Source organism: Variovorax durovernensis (assembly GCF_977011995.1).
The window spans coordinates 991,449-1,006,665 of the sequence record NZ_CDRNCW010000001.1; the positions used below are offsets into that span (position 1 = coordinate 991,449).

The window sequence follows — 15,217 nt, forward strand, 5'->3', positions numbered from 1 at the left end:
CAATAGCTGACTATGTCCGACACCGATAACCTCAACGACCTCTTCGCCCACAACCGTGCCTGGTCCGCCCAGATGGAGCGTGACCGCCCCGGCTTCTTCACCAGCCTGGTGAAGCAGCAGACGCCGCGTTACATGTGGATCGGCTGTTCCGACAGCCGCGTGCCCGCCAACCAGATCACCGGCCTGGAGCCGGGCGAAGTGTTCGTGCACCGCAACGTGGCCAACATCGTGGTGCACTCCGACCTCAACGCGCTCTCGGCGATCCAGTTCGCGGTCGAGCACCTGAAGGTCGAGCACATCATGGTGGTGGGCCACTATGGCTGCGCCGGCGTCAAGGCTGCGCTCAGCGGCAAGCGCATCGGCCTGGCCGACAACTGGATCCGCCATATCCAGGACGTGCGCGACCGCCACCACGTGATGCTCGAGAGCCTGCCCGACGAGGAAGCACGCGTCGATGCACTGTGCGAGCTCAACGTGGCCGAGCAGGTGGTCAACGTGGCCGTCAGCACCGTCATGGTCGACGCCTGGGCGCGCGGCCAGAAGGTCCGCATCCACGGCTGGACCTTCGGCGTGCACGACGGCCTGCTGCAGGACCTCGGCCTGAGCGTGGACGGCACCCAGCCGCTCGACGCCGTCTACAAGGCCGCGGTGCAGCGCATCCGCTACAAGTGGGGCAAGCCCGGCGCATCGGTGCAGTCGATCACGGCGGCGCAGCCCGAGGCCGACGGCACCACCGCAGCCACCTGAGCGGCGCAGCGCCGTCGTCCTCCATTCCGTCCGTTCCGCCATGTTCCCGCAGCGTCTCGATTCGCCGCTGGCTTATGACATTGCCAAGGCGATGATGGACGGCTTCAACCGGCACTACCGGTTGTTCCGGGCGGAGTCGGCGCGCGCCAAGCACCGCTTCGAAACCGCCGACTGGCACGGCCAGCAGCGGGCGCAGCGCGAGCGCATCGAGTTCTACGACCTGCGCGTGAGCGAGGCCGTGGCCCGGCTAGAGAAAGAGTTCAAGGCCGGCGAGCAGCCCATGGACGTGTGGCACCAGGTCAAGCTGCACTACATCGGGCTGCTGGTGGACCACCACCAGCCCGAGCTGGCCGAGAGCTTCTTCAATTCGGTGACCACCAAGATCCTGCACCGCGCGTACTTCCAGAACGACTTCATCTTCGTGCGCCCGGCCATCAGCACCGAGTACATCGAGCCGCGCGGCGCGCCCACCTACCGCCCGTACTACCCAGAGCCCGACACGCTGGCTGATACGGTCGAGCAGATGCTCGACGACTTTTCTCTGCTCGGCAACTTTGCCAACAAGCGGCGCGACGCGGAGCGCGTGGCGCACGTCATCCTGAACCGCTTCCACCAGGTCAAGCTGCGCGCCAACTTCCAGCTGCAGGTGCTGTCGGGCCTGTTCTTCCGCAACAAGGGCGCCTACGTGGTCGGCAAGATCATGAACGGCTTCACCGAGATCCCGTTCTCGCTGCCCATACTGCACGACAGCCACGGCAGGTTCTATATCGACGCCGCGCTGTTCGGCGAAGACGACCTGCAGATGCTCTTCAGCTTTGCGCGCGCGTACTTCATGGTCGACATGGAAGTGCCCTCGGCCTGGGTGCAGTTTCTGCGCTCGCTCATGCCGCGCAAGCCGCGCGCCGAGATCTACAACGCGCTCGGCCTCGCCAAGCAGGGCAAGACGCTGTTCTACCGAGACTTCCTCTCGCACCTGAACTACTCCAGCGACCGCTTCCGCATCGCACCCGGCATCAAGGGCATGGTCATGCTGGTGTTCGACCTGCCGTCGTTCCCGTTCGTGTTCAAGGTCATCAAGGACTTCTATCCGCCGCAGAAGGACACCACGCGCGAGCAGATCAAGGGCAAGTACATGCTCGTGAAGCAACACGACCGCGTGGGCCGCATGGCCGACACGCTGGAGTACAGCGACGTGGGTTTTCCGCTCGACCGTTTCGAGCCCGGGCTGATCGAGGAGATCCGCAAGTTCGCGCCCAGCCAGCTCGAGATCGGCGACCGCGACGGCAACGGGGAAATGGAGCTGGTGCTCAAGCACGTCTACATCGAGCGGCGCATGATCCCGCTGAACATCTACCTGCAGGAAGCCTTCGACACGCTGGCCCACCCCGAGAGCCCGGCACATGCCAGGCGTGCGAAAGACCAGCTCGAGCATGCGGTCGTGGAGTACGGCAACGCCATCAAGGACATGGTGGCGGCCAACATCTTTCCCGGCGACATGCTGTGGAAGAACTTCGGCGTCACGCGCGGCGGCAAGGTGGTGTTCTACGACTACGACGAGATCGAATACGTCACCGACTGCAAGTTCCGCAAGGTGCCCGCGCCGCGAAACGAGGAAGAAGAAATGAGCGGCGAAGTCTGGTATTCGGTCGGCCCGAAGGACGTGTTCCCCGAGACCTTCGAGCCCTTCCTGCTGGGCAACAAGGACGTGCGCGAGGCCTTCATGGCCCACCACGCCGACCTGCTCGACGCCGCCTTCTGGCAGCACCACAAGGAACGCATCCAGGCCGGGCAGATGCTCGATGTGTTCCCCTACGAAGAGTCGCAGCGCTTCCAGCACGAAGGGCACGCAACGCACTTCTGACCCGACTGGCTGTTTTCGATTTCCGCTTTCACATCATTCCTGAAGGAGACCTCCACATGTCCGAATCCATCGTCATCGTCGGCCTTGCCCGCACCCCCATGGGCAGCTTCCAGGGCGACTTCTCGTCGCTCTCCGCGCACGACCTGGGCGGCGCCGCCATCAAGGCCGCCGTCGAGCGCGCGGGCATCGCGCCAGACAGCGTGGGCGAAGTGCTGTTCGGCAACTGCCTGATGGCCGGCCAGGGCCAGGCCCCGGCGCGCCAGGCGGCCTACAAGGGTGGCCTGCCCGACAGCGCGGGCGCGGTCACGCTCAGCAAGATGTGCGGCTCGGCCATGAAGGCCGCGATGCTGTCGCACGACCTGCTGCTGGCCGGCACGCACGACGTGATCGTCGCGGGTGGCATGGAAAGCATGACCAACGCGCCCTACCTCATGCTCAAGGGCCGTGGCGGCTACCGCATGGGCCACGACCGCATCTTCGACCACATGATGCTCGACGGCCTGGAAGACGCCTACCAGCCGGGCCGCTCCATGGGCACCTTCGGCGAAGACTGCGCCGCCAAGTACAAGTTCACGCGCGAGCAACAGGACGCCTTTGCCATCGCCAGCGTCGAGCGCGCCAAGAAGGCCACCGAGACCGGCCTCTTCAAGGACGAGATCGTGCCCGTCACGGTCAAGGGCCGTGGCGGCGACACGGTGATCTCCGTCGACGAAGGCCCGGGCAAGGTCAAGCTCGACAAGATCCCCACGCTCAAGCCCGCGTTCAAGAAAGAGAACGGCACCATCACCGCCGCTTCGAGCTCGTCGATCAACGACGGCGCCGCCGCGCTGGTGATGATGACCGAGTCGCATGCGAAGAAGATCGGCGCCAAGCCCATCGCCCGCATCGTCGGCCATGCCACGCACGCGCAGCAGCCCGAGTGGTTCTCCACCGCGCCTGTGGGCGCCGTCGCCAAGCTGTTCAAGAAGACGGGCTGGGCCGTGAAGGACGTCGACCTGTGGGAAGTGAACGAAGCCTTCGCCGTGGTGCCGATGGCGCTGATGCACGAGCTGGACGTGTCGCACGAGATCGTCAACGTGCACGGCGGCGCCTGCGCGCTGGGCCACCCGATCGGCGCCAGCGGCGCGCGCATCATGGTCACGCTCATTCACGCGCTGAAGGCGCGCGGCAAGAAGCGCGGCGTGGCCACGCTGTGCATCGGCGGCGGCGAGGGCACCGCCGTGGCACTCGAATTGCTATAAGAGCAGCGCTGAGGGCGTCCGAGCACGGGCGCTCCCAGCTTTTTTTTCATCCAGACATTCGAATAAATGCGTAGAGCAGGAGATTTCATGCGCCCATCCATCCACCGTACCGCCATTGCCGCCTTGCTGGCCGCCGCTTTCCTGGCACCCGCCGCCAGCTGGGCCCAGAAGCGCGACAACGTGCTGTTCCAGGCCGCTACCGACGAGCAGCCCGCGGTGATCAAGACGCTGGAGAAGCTCGTCAACATCGAGACCGGCACCGGTGATGCCGAAGGCATCGCCGCCGCCGGCAACTACCTCGAGGGCGAACTCAAGAACCTGGGCTTCACCGTCACGCGCAGCAAGTCGGCCGGCATCGTGGTGGGCGACAACATCGTGGGCAAGATCAAGGGCCGCGGCGGCAAGAACCTGCTGCTGATGTCGCACATGGACACGGTGTACCTGAAGGGCATCCTCGCGAAGGCTCCGTTCCGCGTCGAGGGCGACAAGGCCTACGGCCCCGGCATCGCCGACGACAAGGGCGGCAACGCGGTCATCCTGCACACGCTCAAGCTGCTCAAGGAATACGGCGTGCGCGACTACGGCACCATCACCGTGCTGTTCAACACCGACGAGGAAAAAGGCTCCTTCGGCTCGCGCGACCTGATCCAGGAAGAAGCCAAGCTGGCCGACTACGTGCTTTCCTTCGAGCCCACCAGCGCCGGCGACGAGAAGCTGTCGCTCGGCACCTCGGGCATCGCCTATGTGCAGGTCAACATCACCGGCAAGGCATCGCATGCGGGCGCCGCGCCCGAGCTGGGCGTGAACGCGCTGGTCGAGGCCTCCGACCTGGTGCTGCGCACGATGAACATCGACGACAAGTCGAAGAACCTGCGCTTCAACTGGACCATCGCCAAGGCCGGCAACGTGTCGAACATCATCCCGGCCACCGCCACGCTGAATGCCGACGTGCGCTATGCACGCAACGAAGACTTCGACGCCGCCATGAAGACGCTGGAAGAGCGCGCTCAGCAGAAGAAGCTGCCCGAGGCCGACGTCAAGGTGATCGTCACGCGCGGCCGCCCGGCCTTCAATGCCGGTGAAGGCGGCAAGAAGCTGGTCGACAAGGCCGTGGCGTACTACAAGGAAGCCGGCGGCACGCTGGGCGTGGAAGAGCGCACCGGCGGCGGCACCGACGCGGCCTATGCAGCGCTCTCCGGCAAGCCCGTGATCGAAAGCCTGGGCCTGCCGGGCTTCGGCTACCACAGCGACAAGGCCGAGTACGTGGACATCAGCGCCATTCCGCGCCGCCTGTACATGGCTGCCCGCCTGATCATGGACCTGGGCGCAGGCAAGTGAATGCTGCCCCCCGGCTTTTCACTCGCCTTGCTCGTGTAACTCCACCCCCCGAGGGGGAGGCGCGGTCCGCCTTGGGGCGGCCCGGCGGCGACCGCCTCTTCACATAGAAGGAACTGCCATGTTGTTGACAGCAGACCAGGAAGCCATTCGCGACGCTGTGCGCGATTTCTCGCAAGCCGAGCTGTGGCCCAACGCCCCCAAGTGGGACCGCGAGCACAGCTTTCCGAAGGAAGCGCACCAGGGCCTCGCGGCGCTGGGCGCCTACGGCATCTGCGTGCCCGAGGAGCATGGCGGTGCCGGCCTCGACTACCTCACGCTGGCGCTGGTGCTGGAAGAAATCGCGGCCGGCGACGGCGGCACCAGCACCGCCATCAGCGTGACCAACTGCCCCGTCAACGCCATCCTCATGCGCTACGGCAACGCGCAGCAGAAGAAACAGTGGCTCGAGCCGCTGGCGCAGGGACACATGCTCGGCGCCTTCTGCCTCACCGAGCCGCAGGCCGGTAGCGATGCGTCGAGCCTGCGCACCACGGCGCGCAAGGACGGCGACGCCTACGTGATCGACGGCGTCAAGCAGTTCATCACCAGCGGCAAGAACGGCCATGTGGCCGTCGTCATTGCCGTGACCGACAAGGGCGCGGGCAAGCGCGGCATGAGCGCGTTCCTCGTGCCGACCGACGCGCCGGGCTACAACGTCGCACGCTTGGAAGACAAGCTGGGCCAGCACAGCAGCGACACCGCACAGATCAACTTCGACGGCTGCCGCATCCCGGTGGAAAACCTCATCGGCGCCGAAGGCGAGGGCTACAAGATCGCCCTCGGCGCGCTGGAAGGCGGCCGCATCGGCATTGCAGCGCAGAGCGTGGGCATGGCGCGCAGCGCCTTCGACGTGGCGCTGGCCTATGCCAAGGAACGCCAGGCCTTCGGCGGTTCGATCTTCGACCAGCAGGCCGTGGGCTTTCGCCTCGCCGAATGCGCAACGCAGCTCGAAGCCGCGCGCCAGCTGATCTGGCATGCCGCCGCCTTGCGCGACGCCGGCCGGCCCTGCCTGAAGGAGGCCGCCATGGCCAAGCTGTTCTCCAGCGAGATGGCCGAGCGCGTGTGCAGCGCCGCCATCCAGACGCTGGGGGGCTACGGCTACGTGAACGACTTTCCGCTGGAGCGCATCTACCGCGACGTACGCGTGTGCCAGATCTACGAAGGCACGTCGGACATCCAGAAGCTCTTGATTCAACGCGCGCTGGCGTGAACCGGCGCGGCGGACGCCAGCGGGCCAATCACCCGGCGGCCGCCTGTCATCGGTTTCGACGACAGACAACCGCGCGCCGCAAGCGCAGCATGGCGGCCTCTCTTGTCGGAGGCCTTCGCCATGTCCATTTCAAAATCCGTTCCCTCCACCGCCCTGGCCCTGCTGTGCCTTGGCGCCCCCAGCCTGCCGGCGCAGGCGCAGACCGCCGCCGTGCCTGACATCGCCACGCTGACCGCGACCGAAGCCGCGAAGCAGCTGTGCGCCGGTACCGTCACCAGCGAGCAGCTGGTCACGGCCTACATCGCCCAGGCCAAGGCCAGGGCGAACCTCAATGCCTTCATCGCGCTCGACGAAGCCGGCGCACTGAAGCAGGCGCGCGCCGCCGATGCACTGCGCAAGCGCGGGGGGAGCTGCAAGCCGCTCGCGGGGCTGCCCGTGGCCATCAAGGACAACATCCAGGTGCAGGGCCTGCCAGCGACAGCCGGCACGCCTGCGCTCAAGGGCTTCGTGCCCGGCGCCGATGCACCCGTGGTGGCCAGGCTGCGCGCCGCCGGCGCCGTGGTGCTCGGCAAGACCAACATGCACGAGCTGGCCTTCGGCGTCACCGGCTACAACCCCGCGTTCCAGAGCGGGCCCGAGGTGGGCGTGCGCAATGCCTACGACGCAAGCCGTATCGCGGGCGGATCTTCGTCGGGCAATGGCGCGGCACTCGGCGCGCGCATGGTGCCGGCCGCGCTCGGCACCGACACCGGCGGCTCGGTGCGCATTCCGTGCGCGTTCAACGGCTGCGCGTCGTTGCGCCCGAGCATGGGCCGCTATCCGCAGCAGGGCATCGCGCCCATCTCGCACACGCGCGACACGGCCGGGCCGATGGCGCAATCGATGGCCGACGTGGCGCTGCTCGACGGCGTGATCGCCGGCGGCAAGCCGCTCAGGCCCGCCGACCTGAAGCGCGTGCGGCTCGGCGTGGTGCAGGCCTTCTACGCCAACCTCGACGCCGACACGCGCGCCGCCACCGACGCCGCGCTCGCCAGGCTGCGGGCTGCCGGTGTCACGCTGGTGGATGTGGAGATGCCGAAGCTGATGGAGCTCAACGGCGCGATCGGCTTTCCGCTCGCACTCTACGAGGCGCACGACGACATGGCGGCCTACCTCGCGAAGTACCGCACCGGTATCGACATCGCGCAGCTCGCGGCCGGCATCGCCAGCCCTGACGTCAAGGGCACCTTCGACGCCTTCGTGATCCCGCGCAAGCTGCCCGCGCCCACCGGCACGGTCGATGCGAAGCCGGTCTACGACAACGCAATGCGCGTCGCGCGGCCTGCACTGCAGAAGCTCTACCGCGACACCTTCGCCAAGAACAGGCTCGACGCGCTGGTGTTCCCGACCGTGCCGCGCGTGGCGCTGGCCGCCGCGCCCGAAGCCAGCAGCCCGGAGAACTTCGGCGCGCTGATCCAGAACACCGACCCCGGCAGCAACGCCGGAATCCCGGGCGTGCAGCTGCCATCGGGCCTCGGCGCGACGACGGGCCTGCCCGTGGGGCTGGAACTCGACGGCCCGGCCGGCAGCGACCGCAAGCTGCTGGCCGTGGGGCTCGCCGTGGAACAGGTGCTCGGCCGGCTGCCCGCGCCCAAATAAGCAAGCAAGCCGGCGTGCGTGGTCAGCGCCCGGCCGGCGGCACGCTCCAGCCGGCCAGCGCCGCGCGGCGCTCGATGCCCAGCTTGTCGAAGATGCGCCGCAGGTAGGTGCGCACGGTGGGCACGCCCACCTCCATGCGCCGCGCGATCTCCTTGTCGGTGAGGCCTTCGCGCACGCAGCGCGCCACCTGCTGCTCGCGTGCGCTCAGCAGGGACCATGCAGCGTCGTGCGCTTGCCGTGGCGGGGGCAAGGCGATGGCCGCAGCCGCGCGCTGTGCCCGCTGCAGCGCCCCGGCGAACGCCGGTTCGATCAGGTCGAGCAGCGCCTTCTCGTGGTCGCCGAAATCGCCGCGTTCCCTGCGCCGCCAGATCCGCAGGTCGCCCAGCGCGCGGTCGCCATCGAACGCATGCAGGTTCATGCCCCAGTGCAGGCCGTCGCGCGAGAGAAAGTCGTTGAAGAACGGGGTGCGCATCAGTGCGCGCTGCGGCATCACCTCGGTCACGCGCGTGGCGCGGCGGCGCGACTGCAGCACGAAGGTGATCGGGTCGTGGTGCTGGTGCCACTGCGCATAGCGGTCGAGGTTGCCGGGCTCCATGTTGATCGCCACGCGCGCGCCGAAGCTGCGGCTGCCCGCATCCCACACGAACGAGGCGAACTGGTCCGCGCGCAGCAGGTCGAGCAGCGCCCGGCCCAGGCGCTCGCGAATATCGCGCTCGTTGCCGGCGGCGTCTTCCGCCAGCAGCGTGAATACGCCGCGCAACGCCTGCTGTTCAGTGCCTGTGAGGTACATCGCCGTTCTTCCGGTGGGATCGCTGTGACGCTAGCGTTTAGCAAGCGCCGCGCCAAGGGTGAATGCCCTCGGCGCGGTACCCCGGGGCTTGTCCCATCGGCACATGGCCCGCAAGGTGTTCCAATAGCGGTCTTCATGAGTGCCATCGATCCCACCACCGGACCTTGTCCCTGCGGCCGTACCGACCGCCGCGACAAGCCCATCGGCTACGCCCTGTGCTGTGGCCGCTATCTCGACGATTTCGAGAACACGCCGGCGCCAGACGCCGAATCGCTGATGCGTTCGCGCTACTCGGCCTTCGTGCTCGAGCGCGCCGAATACCTGCTCGCCACCTGGGACGCCGCCAAGCGGCCGGCCTCCATCGAGTTCGAGCCCGGCGTCAAGTGGCTGGGGCTGGACATCCGTTCGCGCTCGGTGCTGGACGCCGACCACGCCGAGGTCGAGTTCGTCGCCCGCCAGCGCAGCGCGGCCACCGGCGCCGCCACCCGGCTGCACGAGCGCAGCCGTTTCGTGCGCGAGGGCACGCGCTGGTTCTACCTCGACGGCGATCTGCAGCAGCCCCTGGCTTGACGCGCCGGTCGGCGGCTCGCACAATCGGCCCCGCTCCGGGGTGCACGCATGTGGCGTGCTGAGATGGCAAAGCTGCCGACCCGCGAACTTGATCCGGGTCATACCGGCGTAAGAAGAGCTGCACTCCCTGACTCCGGTCCGTCACTCCCCCTTCCGTGACGGGCTTCCCGAAGTCCACCGAGCGATTGCGGAGCACCCTTTCCCTCAACAAGGAGTGCCTCCGATGAATGCCCCCGACAAGTTCACCTCGCTGCTTTCGCTCACGCGCGAGCCTTTTCCCGCGTCCCACAAGTGCGTGATTCCGGGCAGCCGGCCCGACCTGCAGGTGCCGGTGCGCGACGTGCTGCTGACCAACGGCGAGACCGTCTCCCTCTACGACACCTCCGGCCCCTACACCGATTCGAAGGTCGAGATCGACGTGCGCCGCGGCCTGCCCGACGTGCGCGGCGCCTGGGTCATCGAGCGCAATGACACGGAAAGTTACGAAGGCCGCTCGCACCATGCGCTGGACGACGGCGCCAAGAACGAAGACCGCGACGCGCAGCGCCTGGCCGAACTGCGCGCCGGTGCCTCGGCGCTGCAGCGCCAGCCGCGCCGCGCGAAGTCGGGCGCCAACGTCACGCAGATGCACTACGCGCGCCGCGGCATCGTCACCCCCGAGATGGAATACGTGGCCCTGCGCGAGAACGGCAAGCGCGAGTGGATGGCCGAGTACCTCGCCAACGAGGAGCGTGCGAAGCGCGTGGCGGGCAACCCGATGGGCGCGAGCATTCCGCGCATCATCACGCCCGAATTCGTGCGCGACGAGGTGGCGCGCGGCCGCGCCATCATTCCGGCCAACATCAACCACCCCGAAGTCGAGCCGATGGCCATCGGCCGCAACTTCAAGGTGAAGATCAACGCCAACATCGGCAACTCTGCCGTTACCTCCAGCATCGAGGAAGAAGTCGAAAAGCTGGTGTGGGCCATCCGCTGGGGCGCCGACAACGTGATGGACCTGTCGACCGGCAAGAACATCCACACCACGCGCGACTGGATCGTGCGCAACTCGCCGGTGCCCATCGGCACCGTGCCGATCTACCAGGCGCTGGAGAAGGTGGGCGGCGTGGCCGAAGACCTCACCTGGGAGATCTACCGCGACACGCTCATCGAGCAGGCGGAGCAGGGCGTCGACTACTTCACCATCCACGCCGGGCTGCGCCTGCCGTTCATCCACCTCACGGCCGACCGCATGACAGGCATCGTGTCGCGCGGCGGCTCGATCATGGCCAAGTGGTGCATCGCGCACCACAAGGAGAGCTTCCTCTACACGCACTTCGAGGACATCTGCGACATCATGAAGGCCTACGACGTGAGCTTCTCGCTCGGCGACGGCCTGCGCCCCGGCTCGGGCGCCGACGCCAACGACGAAGCGCAGTTCGCCGAGCTGCGCACGCTGGGCGAGCTCACGCAGATCGCCTGGAAGCACGACGTGCAGACCATGATCGAAGGCCCGGGCCACGTGCCGATGCACATGATCCAGTCGAACATGGACGAGCAGCTCAAGCACTGCCACGAGGCGCCGTTCTACACGCTGGGGCCGCTGACCATCGACATCGCGCCGGGCTACGACCACATTGCCAGCGCCATCGGCGCGGCCATGATCGGCTGGGCCGGCACCGCGATGCTCTGCTACGTGACGCCCAAGGAACACCTGGGCCTGCCCGACCGCGACGACGTGAAGCAGGGGATCATTGCGTACAAGATCGCCGCGCATGCGGCCGACGTGGCCAAGGGGCACCCGGGCGCGCGCTCGCGCGACGACGCGCTGAGCAAGGCGCGCTTCGAGTTCCGCTGGCAGGACCAGTTCAACCTGGGCCTCGACCCCGACACCGCGCGCGAATTCCACGACGAGACGCTGCCGAAAGACTCGAGCAAGGTGGCGCACTTCTGCTCCATGTGCGGCCCGAAGTTCTGCTCGATGAAGATCACGCAGGAAGTGCGCGAGTACGCCGCGAAGAAGGGCGTGGCCGAAGCCGAGGCCATGACCGAGGGCATGGAAGAGAAGTCGAAGGAATTCATGGCCGGCGGCGGCGAGATCTACATTCCGATCAAGGCCGTGTCCTGAGCTTGTCGCGGGGTCGTTGCTACCATGGAGGCATGACCCCTTTTCCCTTTTCCGCGGTCCTGTTCGACTGCGACGGCGTTCTCGTCGATTCCGAACCCATCACCAACCGCGTGCTCGCCGAGATGCTCGGCGAGCTCGGTTGGCACATCAGCACCGAGGAATCGATGAACACCTTCACCGGCAAGGCGGTGAAGGACGAGGCCGCGCTCATCGAGTCCAAGACCGGCGTGAAGATCACCGACGAATGGCTGCGCAGCTTCCGTGCGCGCCGCAACGAAGCGCTGGAGCGCGACCTCGTCGCCATCCCGAACGCGCCGGCCGCCATCCGCGCGATCCATGCGCGGCTCAAGGGCCGCATCGCCTGCGCCTCGGGTGCGGACCGCCACAAGGTCGAGCTGCAGCTGGCCAAGGTCGGCCTGCTCGACTGCTTCCAGGGCCGCATCTTCAGCGGCCATGAAATGCCCCGTTCCAAGCCGCATCCCGACGTGTACCTGGCCGCAGCCGAGGCGCTGGGCGTCGATCCGCGCCGCTGCGCCATCGTCGAGGACACCGTCACCGGCGCGATGGCCGGCGTGGCCGCGGGCGCGACCGTGTTCGGCTACAGCACCGGCGAATCGGGCCACAGCGGGCCGGGGCCGCTGCTGAGCGTGGGCGTGGTGCGCGTGTTCAGCGACATGGCCGAATTGCCCGCGCTGCTTTCGGGTTACGACCTGCAGGCGGTCTGAGTTTCTGGTGCAATGAAGGGCACCGATAGCCCTTCAGCACAGGAACATCACCACATGACTTCCGAATACAAAACCGAGCAACCCGACCGCACCGAGATCGACGCGCTCACCGGCCCCGCCGTGGTCGAGTTCGGCACCAACTGGTGCGGCATCTGCAAGGCCGCGCAGCCGAACATCGCCGAGGCCTTCGCCAAGTATCCGGACGTTCGCCGCATCAAGGTCGAGGACGGTAGCGGCCGGCCGCTGGGCCGTTCGTTCAACGTGCGGCTGTGGCCCACGCTGGTGTTCATGCGCGACGGCAAGGAAATAGCGAAGCTGGTGCGTCCCGAAGACAGCCAGTCCATTGCCGACGCGCTGGCCTTGATCGACTCGCCTGCCTGACTACTCTGTTAGGGGCGACGCTCACGCCGACGGGGTACCTTGCTCCGCGAATGTCCCCCGGGGCTACGCCCCTCCTCCTTTATTTCGCTGCGCAAGGCACCCCATCGTCGTGAGCGTTGGACAGAGTGTCTTGAGTCTGCCGAGCACCAGCGGCGTGACCCGATGGCCTGTGCACACGCCCCGAAGCAACAACGGCGCCCAGACTCCCCGCTACAACCCCAGTTGCCGAAAGTCCCGTGGCGCATGCCCTGTCCACTGCAGGAACGCGCGCGAAAAGCTCTTCTCGTTGCGGAACCCCACCGCCAGCGCCACCTGCTTGATCGGCCGGGTGGTGCGCCGCAGCAGTTCCACCGCCAGCTCATGGCGCACTTCGTTCTTCAGCGCCTGCAATGACGTGCCTTCCTCGTGCAGTTGCCGGTGCAGCGTGCGGCCCGACACGTTCAGCAGCCCCGCCAGCGCCTCGGCCGTGGTCGCCTCGCTGGCGCGCGATCGCAGCAGCTCGCGCACGCGCTGCCCCAGCAGGCGGTCGCGCCGGTACTGCAGGATGGTCAGCGGCAGCGCACGCTTGAGCATGGTGCGCAACGCGCGCTCGTCGCGCTGCAGCGGCAGGGCGAGGTAGCGCTCGTCGAAGCTGATGCTTGCCTGCGGCGCGTCGAAGCGCACCTCCGGCGTGAACATCGGCGCATAGGCGTCGCTGTGCGGCGGTGCCGTGAACGGAAAGCTCGCGCTGCGCAGCGAAATGCGCGAGTCGATCGCCCAGCACATGTAGCCGTGCATGAAGCGCAGGCTGGTGACCAGGCAGAACTCGCGGAAGGCCTCGTCCAGCGGGCGGTTCTCGGTGATGCGCAGGGTGGCCACGCCGCCTGCCACCTCGAGCGCCAGGCCGATGTCCTCGGTCAGCAGGCGGTGGTGGCGGCACCAGCGCTTGATGGCCACGCCCAGGTCGGGCGAGGTGAGCGAGGCGCGGCACAGCATGCCGTAGCTGCCCCAGGGCAGGCGCCGCGAGAACCAGCCCAGCGCCTCGTCGTCCAGCTCCTGCATGGCGTGTTCCGACAGCGCCTCGAACTGCGCGGCCGTCACCCGCGCGCCCGGCCGGGCCAGTTCGCGCGGCGTGATCTGTGCCGCCTTCAGGGCCTCGGCCGGGTCCATGCCGTAGCGCTCGTAGCCCTGCACGATGGCTCTCACGAAGGCCATCGGCGTGACGGCGCGGGCGGGTCTGAGGAAGGACGGGGACGACATGGCTTTGCGGGTCGGTCGTGGCGCAATTTGCAACCATTGTGGCGCCAATTGAGGCGTGCCCAGGCGTAAGCTGCGATCTTTCAAGCGCCATCCAGCGCGGGTAGCACTGCGCGCCGACCCTTTCAGAGGAGACAAGAAACATGCACGATCCCGGCCTGAACTTCGACCTGGGCGAGACCATCGACTCGCTGCGCAGCGCGATCCAGGACTTCGCCGCGAACGAGATCGCCCCCCGCGCCGCCGACATCGACCGCGACAACCTGTTCCCGCACGACCTCTGGAAGAAGCTCGGCGACCTCGGCCTGCACGGCATGACGGTGAAGGAAGAATTCGGCGGCACCGAGCTGGGCTACCTGGCGCATATCGTGGCCATGGAAGAAGTCTCGCGCGCCTCGGCTTCGGTGGGCCTGTCTTACGGCGCCCACTCCAACCTGTGCGTGAACCAGATCCACCGCAACGGCAGCGACGCGCAGAAGAAGAAATACCTGCCCAAGCTGGTGAGCGGCGAGCACGTGGGCGCGCTGGCCATGAGCGAGCCCAACGCCGGCTCCGACGTGGTGAGCATGAAGCTCAAGGCCGAGAAGAAGAACGGCTATTACGTGCTCAACGGCGGCAAGATGTGGATCACCAACGGCGGCGACGCCGACACGCTGGTCATCTACGCCAAGACCGAACCCGAGATGGGCGCGCGCGGCATGACGGCCTTCATCGTCGAGAAGGGCTTCAAGGGCTTTTCCGCCGGCAACAAGCTCGACAAGCTCGGCATGCGCGGCTCCAACACCTTCCCGCTGTTCTTTGACAACTGCGAAGTGCCCGAAGAAAACGTGCTGGGCGGTGAAGGCATGGGTGCCAAGGTGCTGATGAGCGGCCTCGACTACGAGCGCGCGGTGCTCTCGGGCGGCCCGCTGGGCATCATGGCCGCCTGCATGGACGCGGTGCTGCCCTTCATTCACGACCGCAAGCAGTTCGGCCAGAGCATCGGCGAGTTCCAGCTGATGCAGGGCAAGCTGGCGGACATGTATTCGACCTGGCAGGCCACGCGTGCCTATGTGTACGCAGTGGGCAAGGCCTGCGACCGCAACGACCATGCGCGCACCTTCCGCAAGGACGCGGCCGGCGCCATCCTGTACTCGGCCGAGAAGGCGACCTGGATGGCCGGCGAGGCGATCCAGGCGCTGGGCGGCGTGGGCTACACGAAGGAGTTCCCGGTGGAGCGGCTGTGGCGCGATGCGAAGCTGTACGAGATCGGCGCGGGCACGAGCGAGATCCGGCGCATGCTGATCGGTCGCGAGCTGTTCGCTGAAACGGCCTAGGATGTTTTTCTCCCTCCC

Annotated in this window: 13 protein-coding genes and 1 riboswitch; of the genes, 11 read left to right on the forward strand and 2 right to left on the reverse strand. The window is 67.2% G+C overall.

Annotated features, from left to right (window positions below; translation table 11 throughout):
• Positions 1–12 precede the first annotated feature (12 nt).
• From can to iaaH, 6 genes are all read left to right on the forward strand, one after another.
• Positions 13–747 carry a carbonate dehydratase gene (can, locus tag ACWV14_RS04600; RefSeq protein WP_454906394.1) on the forward strand — a complete coding sequence of 245 codons (735 nt, stop codon included), beginning with the start codon at positions 13–15 and terminating at the stop codon, positions 745–747.
• Between the two features lie 40 nt (positions 748–787).
• Positions 788–2,608 (forward strand): bifunctional isocitrate dehydrogenase kinase/phosphatase, encoded by a 1,821-nt coding sequence (gene aceK / locus ACWV14_RS04605; RefSeq protein ID WP_454906392.1) that lies wholly within the window; start codon positions 788–790, stop codon positions 2,606–2,608.
• 56 nt (positions 2,609–2,664) lie between these two features.
• Positions 2,665–3,849 carry an acetyl-CoA C-acyltransferase gene (locus ACWV14_RS04610; RefSeq protein ID WP_454906390.1) on the forward strand — a complete coding sequence of 395 codons (1,185 nt, stop codon included), beginning with the start codon at positions 2,665–2,667 and terminating at the stop codon, positions 3,847–3,849.
• A gap of 87 nt (positions 3,850–3,936) precedes the next feature.
• The gene (locus tag ACWV14_RS04615) at positions 3,937–5,187 is read left to right on the forward strand and encodes a glutamate carboxypeptidase (RefSeq protein ID WP_081269638.1); all 1,251 of its coding nucleotides are present in this window, start codon (positions 3,937–3,939) and stop codon (positions 5,185–5,187) included.
• Positions 5,188–5,305: 118 nt separating this feature from the next.
• Positions 5,306–6,436, forward strand: a complete 1,131-nt coding sequence (locus tag ACWV14_RS04620; RefSeq protein WP_454906388.1) for an acyl-CoA dehydrogenase family protein — start codon at positions 5,306–5,308, stop codon at positions 6,434–6,436.
• A 120-nt stretch (positions 6,437–6,556) separates the two neighbouring features.
• Positions 6,557–8,074: an indoleacetamide hydrolase gene (iaaH, locus tag ACWV14_RS04625; protein ID WP_454906386.1), complete on the forward strand. Its 1,518-nt coding sequence runs from the start codon at positions 6,557–6,559 to the stop codon at positions 8,072–8,074.
• Positions 8,075–8,096: 22 nt separating this feature from the next.
• Here the strand turns inward: iaaH and ACWV14_RS04630 are convergent, their stop codons facing one another.
• The gene (locus tag ACWV14_RS04630) at positions 8,097–8,864 is read right to left on the reverse strand and encodes a response regulator transcription factor (RefSeq protein WP_454906384.1); all 768 of its coding nucleotides are present in this window, start codon (positions 8,862–8,864) and stop codon (positions 8,097–8,099) included.
• 135 nt (positions 8,865–8,999) lie between these two features.
• Here ACWV14_RS04630 and ACWV14_RS04635 point away from each other — a divergent pair, with 135 nt between their 5' ends.
• The 4 genes from ACWV14_RS04635 to ACWV14_RS04650 all read left to right on the forward strand — a co-directional run bounded on the left by ACWV14_RS04635 (position 9,000) and on the right by ACWV14_RS04650 (position 12,647).
• Entirely contained in the window at positions 9,000–9,434 is a 435-nt protein-coding gene (locus ACWV14_RS04635) for a YchJ family protein (RefSeq protein WP_454906382.1), read from the forward strand.
• A 26-nt stretch (positions 9,435–9,460) separates the two neighbouring features.
• A riboswitch (TPP riboswitch) is annotated at positions 9,461–9,566 on the forward strand.
• 91 nt (positions 9,567–9,657) lie between these two features.
• Complete coding sequence (gene thiC / locus ACWV14_RS04640; RefSeq protein ID WP_454906380.1) at positions 9,658–11,541, forward strand: phosphomethylpyrimidine synthase ThiC; 1,884 nt, start codon at positions 9,658–9,660, stop codon at positions 11,539–11,541.
• A gap of 32 nt (positions 11,542–11,573) precedes the next feature.
• Complete coding sequence (locus ACWV14_RS04645) at positions 11,574–12,266, forward strand: HAD family hydrolase (protein ID WP_454906378.1); 693 nt, start codon at positions 11,574–11,576, stop codon at positions 12,264–12,266.
• A gap of 54 nt (positions 12,267–12,320) precedes the next feature.
• Positions 12,321–12,647, forward strand: a complete 327-nt coding sequence (locus tag ACWV14_RS04650) for a thioredoxin family protein (protein WP_454906376.1) — start codon at positions 12,321–12,323, stop codon at positions 12,645–12,647.
• Between the two features lie 210 nt (positions 12,648–12,857).
• Here the strand turns inward: ACWV14_RS04650 and ACWV14_RS04655 are convergent, their stop codons facing one another.
• Positions 12,858–13,886: an AraC family transcriptional regulator gene (locus ACWV14_RS04655; protein ID WP_454906374.1), complete on the reverse strand. Its 1,029-nt coding sequence runs from the start codon at positions 13,884–13,886 to the stop codon at positions 12,858–12,860.
• A 140-nt stretch (positions 13,887–14,026) separates the two neighbouring features.
• Between ACWV14_RS04655 and ACWV14_RS04660 the strand changes: the two genes are divergently transcribed.
• The gene (locus ACWV14_RS04660) at positions 14,027–15,199 is read left to right on the forward strand and encodes an isovaleryl-CoA dehydrogenase (protein WP_081269645.1); all 1,173 of its coding nucleotides are present in this window, start codon (positions 14,027–14,029) and stop codon (positions 15,197–15,199) included.
• Positions 15,200–15,217 lie beyond the last annotated feature (18 nt).

Coding starts and splice junctions, on each gene's coding strand:
- ACWV14_RS04655 (WP_454906374.1), bottom strand. CDS start 13,886: ATGTCGTCCCCGTCCTTCCTCAGACCCGCCCGCGCCGTCACGCCGATG.
- iaaH (WP_454906386.1), top strand. CDS start 6,557: ATGTCCATTTCAAAATCCGTTCCCTCCACCGCCCTGGCCCTGCTGTGC.
- ACWV14_RS04630 (WP_454906384.1), bottom strand. CDS start 8,864: ATGTACCTCACAGGCACTGAACAGCAGGCGTTGCGCGGCGTATTCACG.
- ACWV14_RS04650 (WP_454906376.1), top strand. CDS start 12,321: ATGACTTCCGAATACAAAACCGAGCAACCCGACCGCACCGAGATCGAC.
- ACWV14_RS04645 (WP_454906378.1), top strand. CDS start 11,574: ATGACCCCTTTTCCCTTTTCCGCGGTCCTGTTCGACTGCGACGGCGTT.
- ACWV14_RS04610 (WP_454906390.1), top strand. CDS start 2,665: ATGTCCGAATCCATCGTCATCGTCGGCCTTGCCCGCACCCCCATGGGC.
- can (WP_454906394.1), top strand. CDS start 13: ATGTCCGACACCGATAACCTCAACGACCTCTTCGCCCACAACCGTGCC.
- ACWV14_RS04620 (WP_454906388.1), top strand. CDS start 5,306: ATGTTGTTGACAGCAGACCAGGAAGCCATTCGCGACGCTGTGCGCGAT.
- thiC (WP_454906380.1), top strand. CDS start 9,658: ATGAATGCCCCCGACAAGTTCACCTCGCTGCTTTCGCTCACGCGCGAG.
- ACWV14_RS04615 (WP_081269638.1), top strand. CDS start 3,937: ATGCGCCCATCCATCCACCGTACCGCCATTGCCGCCTTGCTGGCCGCC.
- aceK (WP_454906392.1), top strand. CDS start 788: ATGTTCCCGCAGCGTCTCGATTCGCCGCTGGCTTATGACATTGCCAAG.
- ACWV14_RS04660 (WP_081269645.1), top strand. CDS start 14,027: ATGCACGATCCCGGCCTGAACTTCGACCTGGGCGAGACCATCGACTCG.
- ACWV14_RS04635 (WP_454906382.1), top strand. CDS start 9,000: ATGAGTGCCATCGATCCCACCACCGGACCTTGTCCCTGCGGCCGTACC.